The sequence below is a fragment of the Pseudomonas sp. GW822-FHT02D10 genome (genome assembly GCF_058802345.1).
In genome coordinates this window covers 123418-146147 of sequence record NZ_JBXAOB010000006.1, presented here as the reverse complement: position 1 = coordinate 146147, position 22730 = coordinate 123418, and the positions used below count along the sequence as shown (strand labels likewise).

The 22730-nt window shown below is 52.9% G+C and carries 19 protein-coding genes and 2 pseudogenes; 7 read left to right on the top strand and 14 right to left on the bottom strand.

Annotated elements, in window-relative coordinates; translation table 11 throughout:
• The first annotated feature begins 105 nt into the window (after positions 1-105).
• On the top strand, positions 106-288 hold the full coding sequence (locus AC1RPZ_RS12230) for a hypothetical protein (RefSeq protein WP_493137274.1): 183 nt from the start codon (positions 106-108) through the stop codon (positions 286-288).
• 116 nt (positions 289-404) lie between these two features.
• On the opposite strand, the gene AC1RPZ_RS12225 is transcribed toward AC1RPZ_RS12230, so the two are convergent.
• The 3 genes from AC1RPZ_RS12225 to AC1RPZ_RS12215 are packed head-to-tail and all read right to left on the bottom strand — an operon-like array spanning position 405 to position 3513.
• Positions 405-1691, bottom strand: a complete 1287-nt coding sequence (locus tag AC1RPZ_RS12225) for a DNA-processing protein DprA (protein WP_493137273.1) — start codon at positions 1689-1691, stop codon at positions 405-407.
• Complete coding sequence (locus AC1RPZ_RS12220; RefSeq protein WP_493137272.1) at positions 1655-2911, bottom strand: HAD family hydrolase; 1257 nt, start codon at positions 2909-2911, stop codon at positions 1655-1657. The genes AC1RPZ_RS12225 and AC1RPZ_RS12220 overlap by 37 nt, the downstream gene beginning before the upstream one ends.
• Positions 2912-2946: 35 nt before the next feature.
• Positions 2947-3513: a reverse transcriptase domain-containing protein gene (locus tag AC1RPZ_RS12215; RefSeq protein WP_493137476.1), complete on the bottom strand. Its 567-nt coding sequence runs from the start codon at positions 3511-3513 to the stop codon at positions 2947-2949.
• Positions 3514-4156: 643 nt separating this feature from the next.
• Between AC1RPZ_RS12215 and AC1RPZ_RS12210 the strand changes: the two genes are divergently transcribed.
• On the top strand, positions 4157-4366 hold the full coding sequence (locus tag AC1RPZ_RS12210; RefSeq protein WP_493137271.1) for a hypothetical protein: 210 nt from the start codon (positions 4157-4159) through the stop codon (positions 4364-4366).
• A 291-nt stretch (positions 4367-4657) separates the two neighbouring features.
• Here the strand turns inward: AC1RPZ_RS12210 and AC1RPZ_RS12205 are convergent.
• The 8 genes and pseudogenes from AC1RPZ_RS12205 to AC1RPZ_RS12170 all read right to left on the bottom strand — a co-directional run.
• A pseudogene (locus tag AC1RPZ_RS12205) lies at positions 4658-5176 on the bottom strand (methyl-accepting chemotaxis protein); the annotation flags it as partial.
• Positions 5177-5515: 339 nt separating this feature from the next.
• Positions 5516-5716 (bottom strand): annotated as a pseudogene (locus AC1RPZ_RS12200) (HAMP domain-containing protein); the annotation flags it as partial.
• A 1313-nt stretch (positions 5717-7029) separates the two neighbouring features.
• Positions 7030-7794, bottom strand: coding sequence for a hydroxypyruvate isomerase family protein (locus tag AC1RPZ_RS12195; protein ID WP_493137270.1), 765 nt, complete (start codon positions 7792-7794; stop codon positions 7030-7032).
• An 80-nt stretch (positions 7795-7874) separates the two neighbouring features.
• Positions 7875-10277 carry an efflux RND transporter permease subunit gene (locus AC1RPZ_RS12190; protein WP_493137269.1) on the bottom strand — a complete coding sequence of 801 codons (2403 nt, stop codon included), beginning with the start codon at positions 10275-10277 and terminating at the stop codon, positions 7875-7877.
• Positions 10274-11398 (bottom strand): WD40/YVTN/BNR-like repeat-containing protein, encoded by a 1125-nt coding sequence (locus AC1RPZ_RS12185; protein WP_493137268.1) that lies wholly within the window; start codon positions 11396-11398, stop codon positions 10274-10276. The genes AC1RPZ_RS12190 and AC1RPZ_RS12185 overlap by 4 nt, the downstream gene beginning before the upstream one ends.
• 88 nt (positions 11399-11486) lie before the next feature.
• Positions 11487-12839 carry a DUF1329 domain-containing protein gene (locus AC1RPZ_RS12180; RefSeq protein ID WP_247255591.1) on the bottom strand — a complete coding sequence of 451 codons (1353 nt, stop codon included), beginning with the start codon at positions 12837-12839 and terminating at the stop codon, positions 11487-11489.
• Between the two features lie 23 nt (positions 12840-12862).
• Positions 12863-14515, bottom strand: a complete 1653-nt coding sequence (locus AC1RPZ_RS12175) for a DUF1302 domain-containing protein (RefSeq protein WP_493137267.1) — start codon at positions 14513-14515, stop codon at positions 12863-12865.
• A gap of 107 nt (positions 14516-14622) precedes the next feature.
• Positions 14623-15039 (bottom strand): GlcG/HbpS family heme-binding protein, encoded by a 417-nt coding sequence (locus AC1RPZ_RS12170; RefSeq protein WP_493137266.1) that lies wholly within the window; start codon positions 15037-15039, stop codon positions 14623-14625.
• Between the two features lie 436 nt (positions 15040-15475).
• On the opposite strand from AC1RPZ_RS12170, the gene AC1RPZ_RS12165 reads away from it, so the two are divergent.
• A complete protein-coding gene (locus AC1RPZ_RS12165) occupies positions 15476-16162 on the top strand; it encodes a GntR family transcriptional regulator (RefSeq protein WP_116264904.1) in 687 nt (228 codons plus the stop codon).
• Positions 16163-16301: 139 nt separating this feature from the next.
• Here the strand turns inward: AC1RPZ_RS12165 and AC1RPZ_RS12160 are convergent, their stop codons facing one another.
• The 3 genes from AC1RPZ_RS12160 to AC1RPZ_RS12150 all read right to left on the bottom strand — a co-directional run bounded on the left by AC1RPZ_RS12160 (position 16302) and on the right by AC1RPZ_RS12150 (position 19516).
• On the bottom strand, positions 16302-17939 hold the full coding sequence (locus tag AC1RPZ_RS12160) for a bifunctional 3-(3-hydroxy-phenyl)propionate/3-hydroxycinnamic acid hydroxylase (RefSeq protein ID WP_493137265.1): 1638 nt from the start codon (positions 17937-17939) through the stop codon (positions 16302-16304).
• Positions 17940-18063: 124 nt separating this feature from the next.
• Complete coding sequence (locus AC1RPZ_RS12155; RefSeq protein ID WP_223545249.1) at positions 18064-18624, bottom strand: VOC family protein; 561 nt, start codon at positions 18622-18624, stop codon at positions 18064-18066.
• Between the two features lie 40 nt (positions 18625-18664).
• Entirely contained in the window at positions 18665-19516 is an 852-nt protein-coding gene (locus tag AC1RPZ_RS12150) for a fumarylacetoacetate hydrolase family protein (protein ID WP_493137264.1), read from the bottom strand.
• 126 nt (positions 19517-19642) lie between these two features.
• Here AC1RPZ_RS12150 and AC1RPZ_RS12145 point away from each other — a divergent pair, with 126 nt between their 5' ends.
• From AC1RPZ_RS12145 to AC1RPZ_RS12130, 4 genes are all read left to right on the top strand, one after another.
• A complete protein-coding gene (locus tag AC1RPZ_RS12145) occupies positions 19643-20224 on the top strand; it encodes an amino acid synthesis family protein (protein WP_493137263.1) in 582 nt (193 codons plus the stop codon).
• A 69-nt stretch (positions 20225-20293) separates the two neighbouring features.
• On the top strand, positions 20294-21409 hold the full coding sequence (locus AC1RPZ_RS12140) for an alcohol dehydrogenase catalytic domain-containing protein (RefSeq protein WP_493137262.1): 1116 nt from the start codon (positions 20294-20296) through the stop codon (positions 21407-21409).
• Positions 21410-21495: 86 nt separating this feature from the next.
• The gene (locus AC1RPZ_RS12135) at positions 21496-22047 is read left to right on the top strand and encodes a cupin domain-containing protein (protein WP_493137261.1); all 552 of its coding nucleotides are present in this window, start codon (positions 21496-21498) and stop codon (positions 22045-22047) included.
• A gap of 35 nt (positions 22048-22082) precedes the next feature.
• Positions 22083-22649: an NADPH-dependent FMN reductase gene (locus AC1RPZ_RS12130; RefSeq protein ID WP_493137260.1), complete on the top strand. Its 567-nt coding sequence runs from the start codon at positions 22083-22085 to the stop codon at positions 22647-22649.
• Positions 22650-22730: the final 81 nt, after the last annotated feature.

Genomic DNA, 22730 nt, shown 5'->3' with positions numbered 1-22730 from the left:
GAATGAGTGGAAGCCTAAATCCCTATATCGCTTTCCAGCACAAGCATCTGGAGCGGCTCAGCGGGCTGGTTGGCAAGGTATGCATCAGTCCATGGAAAAGGTACTGTGCCAGCAACTGAACGGGAGCGATTTAATCCGCACGCCTATGCCTGCAAAAAGGGCTTGATCAAAAAACAACTGCCGCAAATGGAGTCGTTGGGTGGTGATCCGCTCTGTAGCCAGGTCTTCGCCATCGGAGGACTCACTTATGAAGGCGAGCAAGTGTTGCTTGAAGCCATCGGCCAGTAGGAGCCTGTCGATTACCATCTGCGCGAACTGCTAAGCCGTCTAGGAGATGACCACCTTGAGACTCTTTGGACGAAAGCACTCAGACGAGGGCAACGCTCACTGATCTTGAGCCAGTCCTACAGCAGCTTCTGCTGGACGGTAAGGTCTGCTCTAGGCTCAGGAGTAATATCGACCTTGCTAGGGTCGCTGGAGACCTCTGGTGTTTCACCTCGGTGCTCGGGGCTCACAGGCTCAGATCTCTTCCCATCGTCCTTGTTTTGAGAGTCGGACTGGTCGCGAAGAATGTCTTCCGCCGGCGCGACAAGGAAGTGAAGTTCATCTGGGCTGCTTTCGGGCAGGTCGTATCCCTGAGGCAGCAAGGATGCTTGTCCTCTGCCCTCCTCCCCAACAAGCGCTATTTCCCCTACCGAGTCCTCAAGCACACCTACAGGCTCGGAGACCAGTTGGGGATAGTCGCCCTTTGCACGCAAAACTATTACTTTTGAAAGCCTACTGATGTGACATTTGAGCAAATTGGCACGGTCGATGTCCGCGCCCGAATTCGCAATCATCAGATTCGCCTGGATCTTCGGTTCATTGGCCTGCTCGTCTGCAGCGGTAGGGTACGGCACAGCCAACCAACGCTCGTAGTCCAGCGCAGCCCTGGAGGCGTGGAGGCTGCCTCCCTTGAGGTCGGATTGGATCATCACGACGCCTTGGGATAAACCAGCTTGTGTACGATCGCGCTTCACGAACTGGGTGGGCAGAGCTCCCTGCCCAAATCGATACTCGGAAACTAAAGCGCCTCCGCTGTTCAGTATTTCTTCGGCCAGCTTTCGATGCTGCGACGGAGCAACGGTCTGCAACCCGTGAGCCAGCACCGCGACGGTGTGTCCACCAGCCTCGATGGCCGCTCGATGAGCAATCCCGTCGCATCCCAGAGCCAGCCCACTCACTACGCTCCAACGCTGGCCGCAAAAAAAATCAGTGATTCGGCGAGTGATCATCTCGCCATGTTTCGTAGGCTGTCGGGTGCCAATGATCGCCACGGACTTTTCAGGGGTTTGAAATAGAGTGCCCTTGACGAAAAGGATAAAGGGATCGTCTTTAGTGGCGGAAAGCAAAGCTGGATAGCCTTCATCCAGAGCACTGATGATGTACGCACCTGCCTTCTCAGCCGCGTCGCATTGCTTCTGCGCAAGCTCTTGAGCCTGCTCCCATGAACTGGGGACAGCAACAGCCTTGGCTATCGCAGGTATTCTCTGCGATAGCTCAATGATTGGAGCAGACTCTAAACTATGAGATACAACCCGTCGAAGAGTCGCAGGGCCCACCCCGGACAGCATGGATAAGGCGAGCATTTTTTGGGTTGAAGGCGAAATCGTGATCATTGGGTATTGATGGCCTTTGTCAGAGAAAGACACGTAACCTGCCTGGCCCCAGCTGCCATTAAATATTTCCTAGCATAAATGAGTGAAGCCCCTGTGGTGGCGACGTCATCAATGACTACCACATGCTTATTCTCGTAGCCAGATTCTGCTATGACCTCCAAGTGATTCATAACGTTCTCAATCCTCTGCTGCTTGGTCAGGCCCTCGCCATGGTGAGAGAGCACCCCCTCACGATATCGCATGAGGTCAGGGGTGAACGATAACCCGGCGTTCACTAGTGGTCTCTGAGCATGGACAGTCGATAGCTGGGTCAGCATGGCCTCCAAACGCCTGGTTCTGCCCGGTTTTGCGGGAACAACGGTGACTACGAGAGAATTACCGAAGCTGAGATGCGGGTTTCTCCGCACCAAATTTTGGAGAAAAGCGCCTATGGCCGCTACCCAGTAATCAGGAACGACCAAGGCATTCTTCATGGCGTGGATATCGTTAGTAACCTGATGCCAATTCGCACGATGCTGCGCCTGTGTAGAGAAATGCCGTCCTAAATAATGGATCTCGTGCTTCGCTCCCTCGTGATCGAACGCGCCGAACTTCTCCAGGCGCGCAAAGGGATGGCGGTTCGGAATGGGCGCGCACGCTGTCTGCTGCAGCCGCTCAGCCACAGGCAGGTAGAACACGTGGGAGTCTAGCGTGGTCTGTAAATCGGCAGCGTTACTAATAATTGCGTCAGGCATTCTCTCTAAGGCCTTCCAATCATCTCTGCGACGAGGGGCTGGAGTCCGTGGCCAAGTAGTTGTGTCAAGAACGACCTGGCAGCCTGCATCATAGGCGGCTCGTATATCCACGGGGGAATCCCCAACCATCCAAACAACCCGGGGATCAGGAACGTTGAATCGTGCCATCACCCCGCGAATGCCCTCCCCGCTGGGCTTGGGTTGGGCTGTATCCTCGAAGGCTATGAGGAAATCCCAGGCCAGCCCAGGATAGGCGATACTTAGAAGAGTTTCGGCGTAATGCCTGGGCGACCTCGTGAAAACACCAATCCGCACTCCGGGGTATCTTGCTCGCAGAATTATGATGGTGAAAGCAGAGTAAACCACTCGGCCAGGATTCAGATTGTAAGCGGCACGTAGATCATCCACATACTGCTGCGACTGCCTACCCAAAAACTGCTGACCACGGAACCTCTGCTCTAGGTCACCGGTACGGATGAGCGTGTCATCCAGATCAAAAATCAAAAGCTGAACCGCCATACTGTCATCCTTGATACGTTGCGATTTTTAGACAACTAGCACGGATGAAAAGCGTCAGCAACATCAATTTGCCACCAATTCGTCCAGTTCATAATTCCGAAGCGCCCACTAGAGCAGGAAACGTCTTGGGCTACCCTTTGAACGCTCACCACCTCAGACAACGCGCGAGAACATGCGAGAACGTGAGCCTCTGGTGAAGTTGCATTGCAGGGATGGACATGCCCCAACGGTCGACAAGAACGATGCTGGGTGGTGAATAGAGCCGTTAACCACAACGCGTTACTGTGGCTTGGGCCATTGTTTGGCCTCTTCACCGCATTCTTTGGATTCTTTGGTTGGGGCGTTCCCTTGGTCGCAGCTACCCTACGGCCATCTTCCATAACACCCGCCTGAAGCCATTTGCAGATAAGCCCGAGCAGGCGCTGGTCTGCAATCCGGTGTCCCAGAAACATCAGCATCCATTCATGGTCGATCTCATCAAAGAACGACGTGATATCCGCATCCAATATCCAGTTCACCTTCTGGCCCTTCAACGCGATCGTCAACGCATCCAGCGCATCGTGCTGGCTACGTCCCGGCCGAAACCCATACGAGAATCCCAGAAAGTCCTCACGAAAGTGTAGGCTCAGCTGTTTCTGGTGCAGTTGCAGGAACGGTTGGCCAAGTTCGGTTTATCGCTCAATGCCTCGAAAACACGACTGATTGAGTTCGGTTGTTTTGCTGCAAGAAATCGTAGGAAGCGAGGTTTAGGTAAACCGCAGGCCTTTGACTTCCTGGGCTTCACACACTGCTGTAGTACCAACAGAAACGGTGGATTTCAAATACTGCGACTGACGGTCAAGAAGCGAATGCGTGCGACGCTGCTGGCTATTCGGGATGAGCCGAAACGCCGACGTGATGAGCCTGTTCAGGTCGTGGGTCAGTGGCTTAACCGAGTGTGTTGGCACCAACGCTGAATTGACCTTCGTGCCGAAGCAAGCCTGCCCCAACTCCAATCGGCAGAAATCCAGCACAGGAAATGGTTCGCTAGGTATCAAACCGGGTCAGTGGCATCTCGGTAACTGGATCTATTCGGCGTCGGCGCCAACACGCTAAGGAACTACAGATGCTAAATCCCGTCCAGCCGCTGCGCTACGACCTCCAGATGCCCTATTTATCAAGGAAGCAGTAACCTCCGATGCCAGGCAGCTCGAACGGGAATAGCACCCGCCTGCTACGCTGTTTTCATTTCACGGAGGAAATACGATGTTGAACGGAGACCTGCTCCCTTCCCTACTCTTCAAGATAAATCAAAACCAACTCGCCCGAGAGGCAGCCATTATGGAAATCACCCTTTGGGTAGAACAGCGTGGTTCCGGTGAGGTTGGAGGCAACGTGCGTGGAGTGTTGGAGACGATCACCAAAAACGAAGAGTTCATCAATATGGCGCTTGCAGTGCTGATGACACCTGAGTGATCGGGTCGCCCCCTCACCATGGATTATGCGAGTCGAGTAAGTGGATCAGTCGTGGTTCAATTGAGGTCAAGTGCTTCAAGTAAAGCTCAAGTCACCGACAACTTGAAGCCCCACAAAGCTGCTTCGCCACCTAATGTGTGGCTTTGCGAGATCGTTACGCAGCGGCAATGCACTCGCACCAGCGTGCCAGACAATGCCTGGCATGAGCTTGTCGAGGCCAATTAGAAGTACACCGGCGCTAAAAATAGTACAAAAATGAAAATCACCATCGGCAATGCGAGTAATGAAGAATCAAACTCTGAATTGAGCAACCAGGTCGCACTGCTGTTCGGAGAGTGAACGCAGGGTCGAACCTGACTCCAACGCCTTCTTAGCTGCTGTGGCGACTTGATCCGTAATTTGCCCCATCCCAGTTATCGTGAAATTGATCTCTTCAGCTACCTGGCTTTGCTGCTCTGCTGCTGCAGCAATTTGATTATTCATCTCATTGATGATGTTTACGGACGCCGTGATGCCGAGAAAAGTATGCGCGGCCACCTGAGCTTGCTGTAAACATGATTGAGTGTGGGTATGACTTTCAAGCATTGACTGGGTAACCGACTGACTTCCACCCTGTAAACGCTCGATGATCAATCTAACCTCCTCGGTCGCAAGCTGGGTTTTTTGCGCCAGGCTTCTAACTTCATCAGCCACAACAGCGAAACCACGACCGTGATCTCCCGCACGTGCAGCTTCAATAGCAGCGTTGAGCGCGAGCAAATTGGTTTGTTCAGCGATGGCACGGATCGCAGTTACAACAGCCCCTATATCATTGCTGCTTTCTTCGAGTACTTTCACCGTCTTAACAGAGTTCTCCATGCAAATGGCGAGAGAGTTAATGGCTCCGACAGCGTCCTCCATCGCAACTTTTCCATCACTTACAGCTTGTTCTGCATGCCCCGTAGCTTTTGCAGCATTCATGGCATTTGCTGCAACATCTTGCGAAGATGCTGTCATCTCGTTAATTGCCGTTGCTACCTGCTCTACATCACTCTGCTGACTTAGCATTCCTTGATGTGTTTGTGTAGCCATAGCGACACTGACGGACGTTGAGTCAGCAATCATCCTGGCGGAGTTTATGACCTTAGCAATTAAGCTCTGTAAAGTCTCTAAAAAAACATTAAACTCTTGAGCGATACACCCCAACTCGTCCGCTCGCGAACTACTCAGTCGCCGGGTTAAATCCCCTTCCCCTTTAGCAATATTTTTTATCATTGCAAGCATACTTTGAAGAGGACGAACGATTCCGCGTGCCACGAATCCAACAATCAGGATTCCAAGGCTACTCACCAACAAGCCGACTAATCCCATCGAGCGCGCTTCAGAAATATAATGCTGCTCCAAGAGATCTTTCAATTCGCTAACATTTTTAAAAACGACACTCTCGGGGAGCCGAACCAATAGCGTCCATTTCGTAGAGGTGTTAGCAACAGAGAAACGGATGGCCAGTTGAATCATGCCTTTTTGATCAACACTATAATTCTCATCTGCAGTGCTTAATGTTGAAAATGAGTTAACCAGCCCTTCCCCAAATATTTCGCTAGCAGATCCCCCTATCTTGCTAATCTCACCTGTAAAAGCTACGAAACGGCCGTTGCCAGAAATCAGGGCCATCTCACCCGCGCCCCCATACAATTCACGATTTGCTTTTTCTAGGAGTTTCTGGAGAAACTCCAAATTCAACGATGCACCAGCAATGCCTTTGAATTTACCTTGAGCCATAATTGGAGCGGTAAACGCAGTCAACTGCATGGATTTACCACTAATTGTATAAATGACAGGATCAGTTGCGCAGGCAGAGTGGTTTTCCTTCGGACACAAATAGTATTCACCCTCTCTTACACCTGTAGGCAGTAACGCTTCACTCTCCATAGATTGTAGCTTTGAAAGATTGTATTTTCCGGCTTCAGCGCGAGACCACAAGGGCAAGAAACGCTCTCGCTCACTCACGACACTATCGGCATTACTTTCAAAGAGCCCTGCTGGCTCCCAAGCTATGTATGTTGTGACTAGCGCTGAATTTTGCGCTAGCGCATCAAGAGCAAGATCGCTGAGATAATCTCCTGCTGCACTCAGATCACCGCTTGATTTAGATGCAGCCAGAGCGTTGGCCCTTGCCAGATATTTCGCGACCTCAATTGGTTGATCTAACTGCCGCTGAATTTTACTAATTTGATACTTTGAAAGGCTAAGCAAGTGCTCTTTAACTTCAACCCTTAAAATCTCTTGCGTTTTGCCACCTACCCAACTCTGGGTTTTACCTCCAGAGACCAGTGCATAAATTACTAATACCGCCACAACTGAGAGAATGGCGAATCCTGCATAAAACATAATACTGAATTGAAGAGATTTTATTTTCATTTTTTCTCATCCTCGGTTACGGCTCTGAAAGCGCCATTACTTCCCCCCAAGCACTAGAGCACATAAACTGAATACTTATAACTCTCTATCCGCACACTTTTCGTTCACGAAAATTAATGCGCAAGCTATTCCTTGCCAACCGTTTACGCACCCGTCGTGACCATTGGATCAAGCAAAGCGCGTAACGTTTGGTGCATATCAACCAAATACACTATTGCTGGCGAATGCTCACACCTCTACCAACAACCCATATTGCTTGCTTCTTAAATTGTAAAAAAACGATCAAGCCAGCTTATACCTTCGAGTGTGCCGATAGCAGGTTGATACTCACACCCAACCCATCCCGTATAAGAGTGTGCATTTATCGAATCAAGAACTCTAGGTAGGTTCAAATTACCAATATTAGGCTCATGCCGTCCTGGGTAACCTGCAATCTGTAAATGGTCGGATTGAGGAAGAAGGAGATCGAGGCAAGCAATAGGATCCAGCCGCTCCATCGCAGCATGATAAAGATCCAGAATCAGGCCTAGGCCTTCAAGTCTTTGTGTCCAGCTGACGGCCCCCGCCAGCGTTCGAATAAAATACCCAGGCACTGAAATTTGATTGATGGCCTCAATCACAACCTTTACGTCATGACGGGTGGCCTCCTCGATGGCCCAGTTCATGTTGTCGACAAATTGCCCACTCGATACAGCGTAATTTGTCTGCTCGACCACACCGGATAGCACGTGAAGCAGTGGACTTCCTCCTTCGACGGCATATTCGAGTCCCAGTTTAAAATCCTCACGAAAGTCCCCAGCTTTTCCTGACTGAGCAGCCAGCCCCTTACTGCCAGGTCGAAGTGGTACTGTCGCCAATACCTGTTCAAGGCCTGTGCGACGTAAACTGTTAGCTATTTCTGCTGCGGCCATATCGCGAGGAAAACTGAACTCAACGGCCTCAAAGCCAGCGTCCCGTGCGGCGCTAAATCGATCCTCGAAAGACCATTCAGTGAAGAGCAAGTTGAGATTTGCTGCATATTTGATCATTCAATTAATCAAGCCATTGTGTTTGAGTCGCACCACGAGTGCAGATTCAGCGCTGCTGAATCTGCACTCGTGCTTGGAAATTACGCTGTTACAAGAAAAGATTTTGGCTTGAGCAGAAAGTGCGCCAGTGCTGGAACCAATACCAGCGCGCCCACCATGTTCCAGATGAACATGAACCCGAGCAATATGCCCATATCAGCTTGGAACTTGATAGGTGACAGCACCCAGGTGAGGACGGCAATGCCCAACGTGATCCCGGTCATCACCACCACCTTCCCCGTGGAAAGTAGGGCCAAGTAATAAGCATTCGACAGGCTTGAGCCATTTCGCAAATTACCGAGTGTTACGCTGAGGATGTACAACGCGTAGTCCACACCAATACCCACCCCCAATGCGATCACGGGCAATGTCGCGACCTTGACGCCGATGTTCAGTCCCACCATTAAGGCCTCGCACAGAATGGAGGTAAGCATCAGCGGCAGCACCGTGCACACGACCGCACGCCATGATCTGAACGTAATGAAGCACAGCGCGATAACAGCCGTGTACACCATGAACAGCATCTGCACGTTCGAACGCTTCACGACGATATTTGTGGCCGCTTCGATGCCAGCATTGCCCGCCGCATTGAGGAACTGGATCTGATCCGAGTTATGGGTCGCCGCGAACTGTTCGACTGTCTGAACCACGCTGGTGAGCGTGTCCGCCTTGTGATCCTTCAGATAGACATACACCGTCAGCAGATCGCAATTCTGGTTGAACAGTTCTCGCGGGGCGCGGGTGATAATCGCGTTCAACAGTCCCTGGTTACGGGGTATCTCGTACCAGGTCATGCTGCCTTCATTCATGCCGGCCGCCGCCTGCTTACTCAGTGCCGCTAAAGACGTCGTGGACACCACACCCGGCAACTGCTGAAGCTGCGCTTCCAGCGCATCTACTGACACCAGGGTCTGGTAATTGGCGCAGTAGTATTGGGGCGTTTTCACCATCACTACATACTTGTCGCTACTGGCGGAAAAGTTACTGACCATGAAGCGGTTATCGCTGTTGTAACGCGATTCAGGACGCAATTCCGGTGCCCCGGGATTCAGATCGCCGATCTTCACATGAAGGCTCACCGCAAAGCCCAAAACTCCCAGCATCACGGCGACGATGATTGCTCCACTCGCCCATTTACGTTCTGTGAAACGATCCAGAAAAGCCCAAAATGGATGTCGGGTGTGATGAGCATCTAGCCGCGAGAACTTGTCGTTCGCCGCTTCACGCTGTGCAGCTGCTTTGCTGACACCGGTGTACGACAGCAAAATTGGTAGCAAAATCAGGTTCGTAAAAATCAAAGTCAGAACGCCGATCGTCGCGGCGATAGCCAGATCCTGGATGACCGGAATCTTGATGATCATCAACACGGCAAAACCTACAGCGTCCGCTACCAGCGCCATCAGCCCGGTCAAAAACAACCGGCGAAAGGTGAACCGTGCGGCCACAAGCTTGTCGGCTCCACGCCCGATGTCCTGCATGATGCCATTCATTTTCTGGGCGCCATGACTCAACCCAATCGCAAAAACCAGGAACGGGACTAGGATCGAGTAAGGGTCGAGATCAAAGCCCAGGGTGGGCAGTAATCCCAGCAACCAGACAACCGCGATAATCGAGCACAGCAACACCAACAATGTGCTGCGTACGCATCGGGTGTACCAGAACAGCACGATCCCACAAATCACCAATGTCGCGGCGAAGAACAGCTGCATCTGCCGCATGCCATCAATCAGATCGCCCACCACTTTGGCAAAGCCAGTGATGTGAATTTTGATATTATCGGTTTCGTACTTGGCCCGGATCTGTTCGAGCTGGCCGGAAAGCGCGTTGTAGTCCAGAGGTTTGCCGTCGTCCGATGTGATGTCCTGAAGAGGCAACAGCACGATGCTGGATTTGAAATTGGAGGCTACGAGCCGTCCTACTTCGCCCGACCGATCAACGTTCTGACGAACTTGATCAAGACTTTTGGCAGAACCATCGTAGTCGTCAGGTATGACTGGCCCACCATCGAAACCCTCCTCAGTCACGCCGATCCAACGGGTTGCCGGAGTCCATAGGGACTTCATGTATGAGCGGTCGACGCCGGGGAGTAGAAAAACCTCATCATTGATCTTCTTGACCGTCTCGAGGTAGGCAGCGTCAAAAATGCTGCCTTGTTTGGCCTCAACCGCAATCCTCAAAGTGTTGCCACCCTCCCCCAACTGTCCCCGGTTTTTCAGGTAGTTCTGCACATATGGGTGATCTGTCGGGATCATTTTTTCGAAGGCGGCATTAAGCTTCAGGCTCAATGCCTGATAACCCAGTATCAAACTGAGCAACACGCAAATGCCCAAAATGATGCTGCGATGATTGAATAGAAGCCTTTCAACCAAGGTGCCAGACGAAGGATCGAAAGCATCTGGCTGAGGGATGGTTTGATGCTCCGCAGAACGTGTATAGCTATTCATTGATCGTGCTCCGGCAAGTCCACTGCAACTGCGGACGACAGCATGCCGCGCGCACTACTGATGATCAGGTTGCCGTTCGCGGCTTGTGCCATGCCTGTGAAATAACTGGGTTGAGCAATTTGGAGGACAGCTGCTTTGGCATTGCCATCTGCGAATCGCAACACTCTTCCCGACTCATCGGTGAGCAGCACCGATCCATCGGCAAGACGCAACCCACTGGTCAAAGTGACGGGCTGTAAGGTGTCGAGGGGCTGCCAAGTATCGCCGCGATCCTTAGACTCAAATGCTTTGCCGCGAAGCCCAAATGCCACAATGGAATTGCTGTTTGTCGCTTGGAGCCCGAAGGTCGTTCCCTCGTAAGGTGATGTCAGCGGCTCGAAGGTTTTTCCCTCGTCACTTGACCGCAACAGAGTGCCCTGTTCGCCGGCAATGAAGAGATCCCCTCCCACCCGTTCGATGCTGTAGAGATGCAATCCGTTTGGGTTATCGATACGAGAACGGATCGACTGCCAGCTGAGCCCGCCATCATGGGTGACAAACGCCAGACCGTAAGCGCCCACCACCAGTCCGTTTTTGGCGTCCAGAAAGAGCGTATCGAGCAGCGGTTTGTCGGGGCCATCGTCCACGAGTTGCTGTGCTTGAGCTAAACGCTCTTGCATCTTTTCAGCGTCGTCGGAACCTTCAGTTGCCTGCTTGGCTTCCTGGAGTTCGATTTCGGCCGCTTGGACGCCATCCAGTTGCTTGTTCCAGCTCAGTCCGCCATCTCGAGTGTGTAGAACGACGCCAGCATGCCCGACGGCCCATCCTTCGACATCGTCGATGAACCGAACCTTGACCAGCGTCACGCTGACAGGGGAACCAACTTGTGACCAGCTAACACCATTGTCATCGGAAACAATGATGAACCCGCGCTCGCCCACAGCTACCAAGCGATGCCCCGCCCGCGCAACGCTGAGCATGACCGATTGAGCCGCCATTGAACTGATTATCGATGGCTGCATTGGCAAGCCATCGGTTTGTGCAGATGCTGAAGCGCTCAGGAACGCCGCCACGACCGACGCGCCAAACAACAGTGCCTTGAGCGGAAGACCTGAGTTTAACCTTAGTGTTTGATTACTCATTTGTGAACCTCGATGATGCGTTTCCTTGGACACCGCGTCAGTGACCCAGCGTCCAAGTAACCCATGTGTGAATTAGCTGTTTCGAGGCTCAGCGCACTGACCCTGACGCTACCGAATTACCGGTAAAGAAGTTCTCGGGCTTGCGCGGGATGACGCTATAGGTTTCGCCGTTGAGGCTTTGCACGACGCTGTAAGTCTTGGCTTGCAGGTTGTAGATCACCACCGGTTTCACTACCACTGCCGGGATTGAAGGGACAACGAATGGAAGCACCTGGGAGACGCGCCACAGTTTACCTTCGGCGTCGTAACCATCCACCAGCGAGACCGTCCAACTGTCTTCATCGATGAAGAATTTGCGTTTAGGCACTGCATGGCGCTTGCCCGGTGCAACAGTGGCCTCAAGCTCCCAGACACGATGGAGTTCCCAGCGCACCTTATCTGGATTGAGGTGGTTAGCCACGAAGGCGTCGTCTCGTTTTTCTGCGTTGAACTTGTTGTCGTTGTAAGGGATATACATTTCTTTTTTTCCAACGAGCTTCCAGTCATAGCGATCCGGGTGCCCGATGAAGCCATGTACCTCATCAAAATAGTTAGCCCCCGATGCTACAAAATCGGGTGTGTCATAACCGACAGTGGGAGCACGACGCACTCGCCGTTGGCCTACCAGATACTGCCAAGCCTCTCGCGGCTCCTGCACATTGATGCTGTCGTGTGTCACAAGCGACTCACCCGCTTTAAACGGAGGCTCATTGGTCAAAAAGCGCAACAGCGCATACTGTCCAGACCATTTATCAGCACTACCGTCTTTGTAGTAGTACGGGTACTGCCAATTCTCCACACCACGACTGGCCAGCGTCCGGGTTCCGTCAGCATTACCGATAACGTTGGCATACCCCATCTGAATGGATTCCGCTTCTACCCGCAGCAGGAAATTCCAGATCACCTCATTGCCGGTTTTAGGGATCGGGAATGGGATGCCGCCATAGCAACCCTCCACCGACAGTCCGTTGCTGGTCGTCTTACAGCGGGTCGCATTGGCGAACGTGTTTTGATAAACGCTATCCGGTGCTGCTGCAGTGCGGTGAGTTGGGTAAATATCCAGATGGAAGGTGTCCGGATATTTACCCAACAGCGCCTTCGTACCTTCGCTCAATTTGTCTGCGTACTGCGTAGCGTTTTTGGCAGTGATTTGCAGTACAGGCTTCTCGCCAGGGAATGGATCAGCCGGCATATCGCCGAACTTTGCGCCAGCGACGTCTTTGGTCAGTCCGCCTGCCCAAGCAGGAATGGAGCCATCGGCGTTACCGGCTTTTTCGGCGCCCATTGGAGTCAATGTAGTTTTGAGCTTCGCGGCCTCGTCGGGGGACACCGCTGCGAATACGTTGCTCGCACACATTGAAATAGACAGGGTGGAAAGCAGTAGCAGTTTAATTTTTGTCATTATCAGGGCCGCCTGTTCTTTGCTTAAAAGGTTCGCTGGATCGAGAACGCCACGAAATCTCTATCTTTCATGTTTTGCTGGTAGGTGAACGAGTTGGAGGAGTTGATGACAGGCCCCGCCTCACCAAAGAAATTGGTGTAGCTCAGCGAGGCGTACCATTGCTTCTTGTAATCCGCCTTGAGACCTAGTGTCAGATCCCCGCCATGCTCAGGGCCAAATGCTTGAGGTGTGACTGAAGAGCGCCCGGACGGGTTGTAGCCAAGAGTGATCGGGGCTTGAACGTCGATTCCGGGAAAGACCTGGAAGTATTGAGGTTCAAAGGTAAAACGCAACGCGAAGGCATCGCGCGTGGTGTTGGGATCCAACTGGTCGGCATTTTTGGTCACGCTCAGCCGACGGTTGAATGCCAGCTCTCCGACGAATGAAGCACCGTCCCAGAGTGCCGATCCGCCGTAGACATTGACCATCGACACCTGGGCATGCCAAGAGCGACCAATGGGGTACGCCGGGTTGGAATCGTTGTCGGACTCCAGGCCGGTAATGATGGTGCCGCCAACACCCGCCAACGGCGTGTCGAGCCGGATTGACGTTTCACCGGCAATGTTCGCTTCACCGACCAAGGTGCTGAAACTGGCGCCAAAAACTTTGATGTCCTCGGGGTAAACATTGATGAAGGTGTCATCTGCACCGGGAACCAATGCGGCCGGGCGGAAGTAAAACACCGGGGTCTTTTCATGATATTTGGCGGCATATAGACCGAACTCCCAGTCCTCGATACCGAACTTGAGTTGAGCACCGAACTGACCGGAATTCCTCGCGTCCTTGTCCTTGCCGTGAAGCAAATCCCCAGTTGGAAAGAACACCCGCTCCCCGCCTTCACCAACAAAATCCGCACCACTGAAGTAGCTGCCGGCGGCGGGAAGCCGGGTCTTGTTCCACTCGAATTGGTAGTAGGCACCGACACTGACTTTATCGCTCAGCTGCCAGTTACCGGATACCTGCTTAGTCGGCATCAGAATCTCTTTGAATTGAGACCCCGGCACCGATTGCAGCTTTACGAGATCAACCGTGGATTGCGCATTGGCAATACCGTTGGCACCAAAGAACAGGCTTTCACCGTAGATTTGCGTGAACTGCCCCAACCGCCCGGACAACGAGGTACTGCCGATTTCCTTCGAGCCATAGACGAAGGCATCGAGGATTTCAGTACTCGTTTCATGGACGCGACGAGTGTCACTGGTGAACTGATCGTGATCGACGCTCACGGAGTTGGCGGTGGCCGGTGAGTTGTTATCATTGTCATGGCTGTAGACGTTGTCGTACCAGGACGCTGCGCTGAGGCGGGCCCCGACGTCCTTGTATTTGATGTCTAATTCGGACAAGACATCCAGACGATTGGAGATGAGGCCTCGACTGAAATTTCGGTCGCCATCGTCCAGGTTGGGATTGCTGTTGGAGGTGCCAGGGCCGACCGCAACCTTGCTATCGAGCTTGTTCACCCGCCACGCATTGCTGTACTTGATTGTATTGTCCCAGTTCGCCGAAAGATCGGGATTGCCGGTGTCGATCTGGAAGGCTTGCGATGGCGTTGAGAGGCCCAACAGTACCGTTGCGCTAATCGCGCAGGCGATGCTGGAAACCGGCAACGGGCAGAGCCGCTGGTTGGCTGTTTTCATGGAGATGTTCCTGTTTTTTTGTTTTTGTAAAAGGTCATCCACTCGCAGCATTGGCTGCGAATACATCGGGGTGCTGCATAACGCTCCGAGCACCTTTGTTACCCGCCTTACCGCTCCTGATGCGCGGCCAGCGCTTGCAAGCCAGTCTCCACAAGGACGATGTCCAGCTGAGACTTCAACCCGCTGACAGCAAACCCGCCTACGACCTCGCCCTCGATAACGATTGGAAGCCCCCCTTCGATGGGGAAGACCCCATGGATCATCGAAGCGCCAGATCTGCCTTCGGCGACCATGTCCTCAAAAAACTTCGTCGGTCGGCGCGTGACAGCGGCGCTGCGGGCCTTTTCAATGGCCGTTTGGACAGACGAGACGGATGCGCCATCAAGCTTTCTAAACGTCATGAGGCAGCCCGCCTCATCAACCACAGCCATGGAAACCTTCCAGTTTTCCCGGGTGGCTTTTTCCATGGAGGCCACAAGCATCAATTCGGCGTCAGCCAACTCGAGTACCCGCTTCGTTTTCATCACGCCCCTCTCGAACCTTTGGTTTGTGGTCAGCCTATGCACGAGACATTCATGCATAAAATAATATTTACTGCACTACAAATCACTTTGTGCACAAAACGTAATCCTGGGCAAATTTAAAGTCAAGGAGATTCTCCAACGCATTTGTTTGCTACATGGATAAGGCGAGACAGGAAAAAGGCATCCGAAGCCAACCAGCTGGGGGGATGGTTCAAAGGACGGAAAATTCTGAAATCCACCAGGAGAGGTGGATCTGGGAGGGGTGCAGGCGGGAGCAATAGAGGCTCAGGTGAATTAGAGCTGTTGACTGAGTGGCCAACGATTCTTTGCTTGTGGCTCGGGAAAATTTATGCACAATTCAGGCATTCATCCTTTGCACTAAAGAATGTTTTGCGCATAAAATCGATTTAATGCAAATTCCAGGATGACTCCGACCATGATCACTTCCCCCGGCAGTCCGCTGATCGATGTCGCGTTGACGAAGATGAAAAAAGCGATTGTTTGTTGCGAGCTGGCCCCGGGCGAAAAGCTCAAAGTGGCCGAGCTGTCCAAAACGTATGGACTCAGTAGCTCCCCCATTCGTGAAGCCCTCAATCGACTGACTCAGGACGGTGTCGTCGAAGCCAGCGATAACAAGGGGTTTAGGGTCGCTCCAATTTCCACGACAGACTTTCGCGACATTACTCGATTGCGCTGCCTGCTCGAATGCGAAGCGCTAAGCGATGCCATCCAGTATGGCGACGATGCCTGGGAAGCCGATGTGCTGGGTGCATTTCACCGCCTGAATCTGATTGAGAAAAAACTTGGTAGCGGCGTGCTCGTACTCGATGATGAGTGGTCTATCCGGCATAAGGCTTTCCACTTTGCGCTATTCGCGGCCTGCCCGTCACCGTTGATGTTGAAGATGGTTGACTCCCTGTTCGACAGAGCAGAGCGCTACAGACGCTTCTCAGCGAAGCAGCGGCAGACTCCAAGGCACAAAGGAAATGAGCATCAAGAGTTAATGGATGCTGCGCTTGCACGCGATTCAGACAAAGCGGTGACGCTCTTGCGCAATCACATCCAAGGCACTTTGGGCCGAACTGTCGAAGCTATCGAACGCCAACAAGCCACGCTCCAATAACTAAATCGATAGCCTGTCGCCCCCCCATTCGGGGCGACACTCGATGTTCTGCGCGTCCAATTCAAACTCAAAAAAACCTTCGCATCGCAACTGCTTTCGTGGACAGTGCAATGCGAAGGCTCTACAGCCCCTTGTAGGTTTACACCTGCGCAAACCTGTTTGTCGTGTCGCCCGCTCCGCCGCTACTCTGCCTAGCCTGCTCAGGTTCCTTGCACCACAAGGCAAGCTCCATTCCCTCTAGCAGTTCCATCGCCCAGGCGACAGTGACTGCCCCGCCGTACACGTAGTGATCCGGCCGCACGATGACCACATTGCAGCCTCGACTCTCAAGCCATTGTGTCAGCACGCCGTCGACCTCTTCATAATCATCAACAGTGCGAGCAGCAGTCTGCTGAGGGCTGACCAATCGCACGACCTGAATGGGCAGACCTTTAAGGGATTGGCTACTGCGCAGACATCTCAGTAACGCGCTAGCGTCGAATCCAGGCGCAACCACCACTCGAAAGGATTGCCCGGTAAATTCATCCAGCAGAGCTTTTTTACCCGTATGGTTAATGACCATTGGCTGAGGAAACAGCTCACCGGCAGGAGCGACTTGCGAGACAAAGCCTCGCGACAGCCCAGGAATCAGCGATTGTCTGATCGTACCTCCCGGATTTTCCGTCATCTGCTGGATTAATCGCGTATCCCGGATCGCTGCTCTCTCGTTATCACGCTCACAGATCACTACACCAAATTCTTTGGCTGCCAGGGTGGTTTGGCGGACGTGAGGAATCCGTTCAGTTTGGTAGGTATTCAGGAATGCCGGTGCTGCCAGACCTCCTTTTACCAGCGCGAGCTTCCAGACCAGGTTCAGCGCATCGCGGATTCCCTGACACATGCCTTGAGCCAGGAATGGAGGCGTCATGTGTGCGGCATCCCCTAGAAAGAACACTCGATCGGACTTCCACTGTTCCAAAATCAGTGCATGGAATCGGTAAGCAGAGGCTCGCCATAGCTGATAGTCGCCCTCAGGCAACCAGCGGGAGATCAACTTCTTGATCACTTCGGGCTGGGAAATTTCCGTCGGTTGTTCGTCAGGATTGATCATGAACTCCCAACGCCGATGTTGACCCGGGCCTACGACAAAGGTGCAAGGTCTGGCCAGCTCGCAAAACTGCACGTTCGTCTTTGGCAGGTGCTCACCCGCCCCTTCATTCAGGATTACGTCGACGACGAGCCACGGCTCATCGAATGCGAGATCCTCCATTTTTAACCCTAGACGGGTTCGGATCGGGCTGGTGCCCCCATCACATGCCAAGACATAGTCCGCAGACACAGTGCGCTCAGTTCCATCCTTAGCTTGGATGCGAACATCAGCTTGTACATCTTTGGAGTCAACCGATAAAACCTCTGAGCCGAGTTCTACCGTTACAGACTTGAAGCTCGAAATTTTTTTACGCAGCGCACGCTCTACAGGTGGCTGCGAGAACACGTAGTTTGGTGCCCAACCCAACGGAAATGGAGGTTTGGCGGCATCAATGCGTTTGATCAGCTGAGAACCGGTAGTACGGTACTCAGAGGGACGATAAGGCATGACATGTTCGGCAATGTCATCGGCCAAGCCAATGTTGCCGAAGACACGCATCACCTCGTGGTCAAAGCCCATAGCCCTTGGATTGGTGTACACCGTTTCGGACTTGTCCACGACGAGAGCCTTCAGCCCCCACATGCCGGCGAGATTCGCGCACAGAGCACCGACCGGCCCCATTCCAACAATGATGACATCGTAGTCCATCGTCTACTCCGCTTTTTGTTTTTATCTATCGCAACGTCTGGCCGATGAACCGACTTTCGCACGCTCACCCACCAGACCTCGGCATCCAACATTCAGAAAGGCCCGATGGCCCTCCCCTAAACGACTAACCGATTCGAACCCGTTGCTCTTCGATCCTCGCCCGAATGGAGTCCATCCATTGCTCTCGTGTCTGGAAACCGGGACGACGCTTACACATGGCTTCGGTCTGGGCCAGGATGACTTCAGTCGGCAACTCGAGATCTAGTGGTTCCTTGCAAGGCTGTGCGGTGTAGAACGGCGCATCGACATACATTTCGACGGGATTGCCTTCAGGGTCTTTGAAGTACATCGACCAGGCGTTGCCGTGATCCACCTGAGCAATCCCTTCGATGCCGCTCTTTTTGGCGAATTGATAATAGGCCTTGAGGTCATCCAGAGAGTTCAGCAGAAACGAAAGCTGGTTGATCGGGTTGAATGGTAGGTCGACAGGCTTACCGTCGAAGAGCACAACCTGGTGATGCAATTCGGGGTTCTGCGTCATAAAAAACAACCGATGCCCTGTAGAAGCGACACCTTTGTCACTGACGATGAAGCCCAGGGTACGGCAGTAAAAATCGACCATACGATCAAGGTCTGCGCAAAACACGCCGGTGTGGGTGAAATTGATAGTGGGTAATGCGGGCATATGGAACCTCCGGTTTTTATGATTGTGTAGAGGACAACGCTTAGGCTTCGTCAATAACGCCGTTCGATAGCGTCCCGATCTCCGTGATGATCACTTCAAAAACATCACCGGGTTTCAGGAAAATTGGAGGCTTCCTTTTGAAGCCAATCCCGCTTGGCGTACCGGTTGCCAGAATGTCTCCCGGGTTCCAGGGAAGTGCCTTCGATACATAAGAAATCAAATGGGGAATGTCAAAAGCCAGCTCCGAAAGGCTGCCTTCCTGCAACTGCTCGCCATTGAGTACTCCCCGCACTACCAGCTTACGGTAATCGGGAATTTCTGAAGCCGGAACCAGCCATGGGCCTAGCGCACCGGTTTTCCTGAAGGTCTTGCCCATACCGTACTGGTGCGTATGGAATTGCCAATCGCGCACACTGGCATCGTTGAAGCAGGTGTAACCCGCAACATGATCCATCGCATCCTTCGGATCGATGTGCGCGCCGCCTTTTCCAATCACAACGGCCAACTCTGCTTCGAAATCAAATTGCTCTGATACCTGAGGCCTTACCAATGGCTCTCCATGGGGAAGCAAGGTTTCGGCAAAACGCTGAAAAATGACCGGGAACTCTCCAACCTTTCTACCGGCCTCTTCCGCGTGAGCGACATAGTTAATGCCGACGCAAATGACCTTACCGGGATTCGGTATGACGGCTTCCAACTCGACACTTGAAAAGGGGTAATCGGGCTCAGCTGCGTCCACTATCTGCCGGGCCTCCTGCATCATCGTCGGCTCCGCCAGCAAAGAAGCGAGATCCGGAATCTGTGCAAAGCGACGAGTCAGCTCGACCACCCCATCGCCAGACACTGCTCCGAAATGGGCCTTCCCCTCTTTTCGATACGAAATCAGCTTCATGATCCTCTCCTGTTTTTTGTGCATAAAAACTAACTTCTTGCACCATACATCATTAAATGCATAATGCAAAAGGCCGGTTCAAAAAAATAGCGAGCCACTTGAGGCTCTCGGTTCTGGAGGTTAGGTATGTCGCTTGTGATAGTTCGTAAGGTCAAACTGGACGTCGAAGAAGTATTCCACGAAGGCGGGCCCCGCTCGTCCGTTCCGCTCAGGATTGCAGTGGCCACTGCCGTGGTTACCAATCCTTATGCAGGCCGATACGTCGAAGACCTGTTGCCGTTTATGCAGGAACTGCGAGCTTTGGGTGCAGAGCTGTCGGAGCAACTGATCCATACCCTGGGCGGAGCTCAACACGTACAGGCTTATGGCAAGGGCGCAATCGTTGGTGAAGACGGTGAGTTAGAGCACGGCGCTGTATGGCACGAAGCAGGTGGCTGGGCAATGCGCGAAGCACTAGGTAATCCGAAGGCGATCGTCCCTGCGGCCAAGACTATTGGTGGCCCAGGCTGCCGAGTGATGATCCCATTAGGGCATATCCAAGCTGCATACGTTCGTAGCCATTTCGGTGTTGCTGAGATGACCGTATGGGACGGCCCTCGTCGTGGTGAAATTGCCTTTGGTCTAGCCATGGCTACCGGCGGACGGATACATGCACGTTTGGGCGGTCTAGCTGCCTCCGACGTAAAGGGTGAAGACGGACTGCGTTAGTGCCCCAGATTTGAAGCGTGCTCCAAAGGTTAGGTATTACTACAAAAACAATATGTGTTGGAGAACATCATGACTGCAAAAACTATGCGCGCTGCACGTCTGTACGAAGGCGGCAAACCCATGGTCATCGAGCAAGTTTCTGTACCCGAAATTCGCCCCACCGAGGTGCTGGTCAAGGTGAAGGCATGTGGGATCGTCCCAAACCTCCACAACATTCTCACCAATTGGGTTAAGTGGTTCCCTCAAAATCCGCTGCCGAAACTTCCTGCCATTTTCGGCCTCGATCCATCAGGTGTCGTCCAAGCAGTGGGTGCTCAAGTCTACGACTTCAAGGTCGGCGACCGGGTGTATGTCAACCCTGGCCGACATTGCGGCTCCTGCCGAGCTTGCCGTGCGGGTAACACAATTGCTTGCACCGCCTATACCTTCAACGGCTATTTTGGCTTCACGCCGAAAAGTCCGCGCATGTTCGAAGACTACCCCTACGGCGGCCTTTGCGAGTACATCCCGGCCCCGCAATACAGTCTGGTCAAACTGCCGAACAACATCAGTTTCGAAACCGCCGCGCGCTTAGGCTATCTGGGCACCGCCTACAAGGCTTTGCTCAAGGCCAACGCGGGCCCCGGTAGCACTATCCTAATCAACGGGATCAGCGGCACACTCGGTTTAGGTGCAGTCGCTCTGGCGTTGGCCATGGGGGTACGCAAAATCCTCGGCACTGCGCGCAACCAAGAGCTGTTCCAAAAGGTGAAAGACCTAGCAGCCCCAGGTCGGATCGAAATTCATACCCTTGGTGCGATTCCCACCAATGAATGGGCCTTTGAAGTCACCCACGGCGAAGGCGTCGACGTGGTCATTGATGCCTTGGGCCCTGGGGCTCCCCACGAAAGCCTGACCCAAGCTCTTAAGTCCCTCCATCGTGGTGGTCATTTGGTCAACGTCGGCGCCATCGCTGGAGAAGTCCCCATCGACCTGCACTGGATTATGGACAACGACATTCAGATCAGCGGGTCTGCCTGGTTCACCACTGGTCAAGGACAAGCCATGGCTGACATGGTTGAGTCCGGTGTGCTGGATCTTTCATTTTTTGAAAATACGGCCTTCAAGCTAGAAGACGTCAACAACGCGATTACCGGTATCGAAAACCGTCACGGCGGCTTTAGCAACTACGTCATCTGTCCTTAAAGTAATGTAGCGAGAGGAGCGGCCCCGTAACCTCTCGCTGCCTTTCTCGGCTACATCGCCGTTGTGTTCTTACTGAGTAATTCAAAATGAAAATTAGAAGAATCGTGACCGGCCACGACGAACACGGAAACTCAGTGTTCGTTTCAGACGACTACGCCCCGCGAGCCAAGTCCTTTGCTTCCATACCTGGGCACGCCATGGCGCAGCTATGGACAACAGCAGCAAATCCGGTGAGCACCGAGCAAGTGAGTGATCCCACACTCAGTTATGCGTCACTTATTCCTCCTAAGGGAGGTACCAGCTTAGCGATGTTTGATTTTCCACCAGACTCCATCATGCAAAACCCAATTGGAGGGGCTCAGGCTTTTGAGGAGCTGGGTGCTGCGCTTCCCGGCCTGATCGAAACCTTTGAGCCGGAACATCCGGGTATGCACACCACCGCCACCATTGACTACGGAATAATTCTGGAAGGAGAGATGTGGCTGGAATTGGACAATGGTGAGACTCGGCTTGTAAAGGCTGGAGATATCGTTGTTCAGAATGGGACAAGGCACGCATGGCGTAACAAAAGTGACCGGATTGCCCGGGCCGTTTTTGTGATGATCGGCGCCCCCTTTTCAGAGAATGTTGAAGCGTAATTTCGACTATTTCCCTCCCTCCTCTAAGGGGTCTTATGAGCACTGCACCTTATCGTTTGCTTGGCATATCCGGGAGTCTGCGTTCACAGTCAACGAACACTGCGGTGCTCACGACGCTTGCCGCTCGGCTGCGAACTCGTGCTGCGATGAACATCTTCGCGCTGAATGAGCTTCCCCTATACAACGCTGATCTTGAAGAAACGGTATTGCCGATCTCAGTGACAGCCCTGAAAGAAGCAATCTCACAAGCCGATGGCTTGATCATTTGCTCTCCTGAATACAACTACGGCACATCTGGCGTACTGAAAAATGCGCTGGACTGGGCTTCGCGTCCCGGCTTTCATTCACCGCTAAAAAATAAGCCCGTACTGATCATGACCTCATCGCCCGGGCTACTCGGTGGCGTCCGCGCGCAATCCCAACTGCGTGAAACGCTATCCGCCACGCTTTCCAAAGTGATTTGTTGCCCCCAAATCGTCATTCCTGGCATCAATCAAAAGATCCAGGACGGGAGGTTCATCGACGAACCAACGATTGAATTCATACTCACCGCCATTGACGATTTGATAAGGGAAATTGATCTTGCGCCAAAGCAACGTTAAGTTTGATAGCCGGGGAGGGACTTTCCAAACCGACGGCAAAAGCTGAATACAGCCAAGAGTTTCGCGAAATCCGGAGGCAGC

What these genes read in the sequence shown, in the direction of transcription:
- AC1RPZ_RS12155 (WP_223545249.1), bottom strand. Translation starts at nt 18,624, where the DNA reads ATGCCCGCATTACCCACTATCAATTTCACCCACACCGGCGTGTTTTGC.
- AC1RPZ_RS12195 (WP_493137270.1), bottom strand. Translation starts at nt 7,794, where the DNA reads ATGATCAAATATGCAGCAAATCTCAACTTGCTCTTCACTGAATGGTCT.
- AC1RPZ_RS12180 (WP_247255591.1), bottom strand. Translation starts at nt 12,839, where the DNA reads ATGACAAAAATTAAACTGCTACTGCTTTCCACCCTGTCTATTTCAATG.
- AC1RPZ_RS12185 (WP_493137268.1), bottom strand. Translation starts at nt 11,398, where the DNA reads ATGAGTAATCAAACACTAAGGTTAAACTCAGGTCTTCCGCTCAAGGCA.
- AC1RPZ_RS12165 (WP_116264904.1), top strand. Translation starts at nt 15,476, where the DNA reads ATGATCACTTCCCCCGGCAGTCCGCTGATCGATGTCGCGTTGACGAAG.
- AC1RPZ_RS12150 (WP_493137264.1), bottom strand. Translation starts at nt 19,516, where the DNA reads ATGAAGCTGATTTCGTATCGAAAAGAGGGGAAGGCCCATTTCGGAGCA.
- AC1RPZ_RS12160 (WP_493137265.1), bottom strand. Translation starts at nt 17,939, where the DNA reads ATGGACTACGATGTCATCATTGTTGGAATGGGGCCGGTCGGTGCTCTG.
- AC1RPZ_RS12220 (WP_493137272.1), bottom strand. Translation starts at nt 2,911, where the DNA reads ATGGCGGTTCAGCTTTTGATTTTTGATCTGGATGACACGCTCATCCGT.
- AC1RPZ_RS12175 (WP_493137267.1), bottom strand. Translation starts at nt 14,515, where the DNA reads ATGAAAACAGCCAACCAGCGGCTCTGCCCGTTGCCGGTTTCCAGCATC.
- AC1RPZ_RS12145 (WP_493137263.1), top strand. Translation starts at nt 19,643, where the DNA reads ATGTCGCTTGTGATAGTTCGTAAGGTCAAACTGGACGTCGAAGAAGTA.
- AC1RPZ_RS12210 (WP_493137271.1), top strand. Translation starts at nt 4,157, where the DNA reads ATGTTGAACGGAGACCTGCTCCCTTCCCTACTCTTCAAGATAAATCAA.
- AC1RPZ_RS12140 (WP_493137262.1), top strand. Translation starts at nt 20,294, where the DNA reads ATGACTGCAAAAACTATGCGCGCTGCACGTCTGTACGAAGGCGGCAAA.
- AC1RPZ_RS12130 (WP_493137260.1), top strand. Translation starts at nt 22,083, where the DNA reads ATGAGCACTGCACCTTATCGTTTGCTTGGCATATCCGGGAGTCTGCGT.
- AC1RPZ_RS12190 (WP_493137269.1), bottom strand. Translation starts at nt 10,277, where the DNA reads ATGAATAGCTATACACGTTCTGCGGAGCATCAAACCATCCCTCAGCCA.
- AC1RPZ_RS12170 (WP_493137266.1), bottom strand. Translation starts at nt 15,039, where the DNA reads ATGAAAACGAAGCGGGTACTCGAGTTGGCTGACGCCGAATTGATGCTT.
- AC1RPZ_RS12135 (WP_493137261.1), top strand. Translation starts at nt 21,496, where the DNA reads ATGAAAATTAGAAGAATCGTGACCGGCCACGACGAACACGGAAACTCA.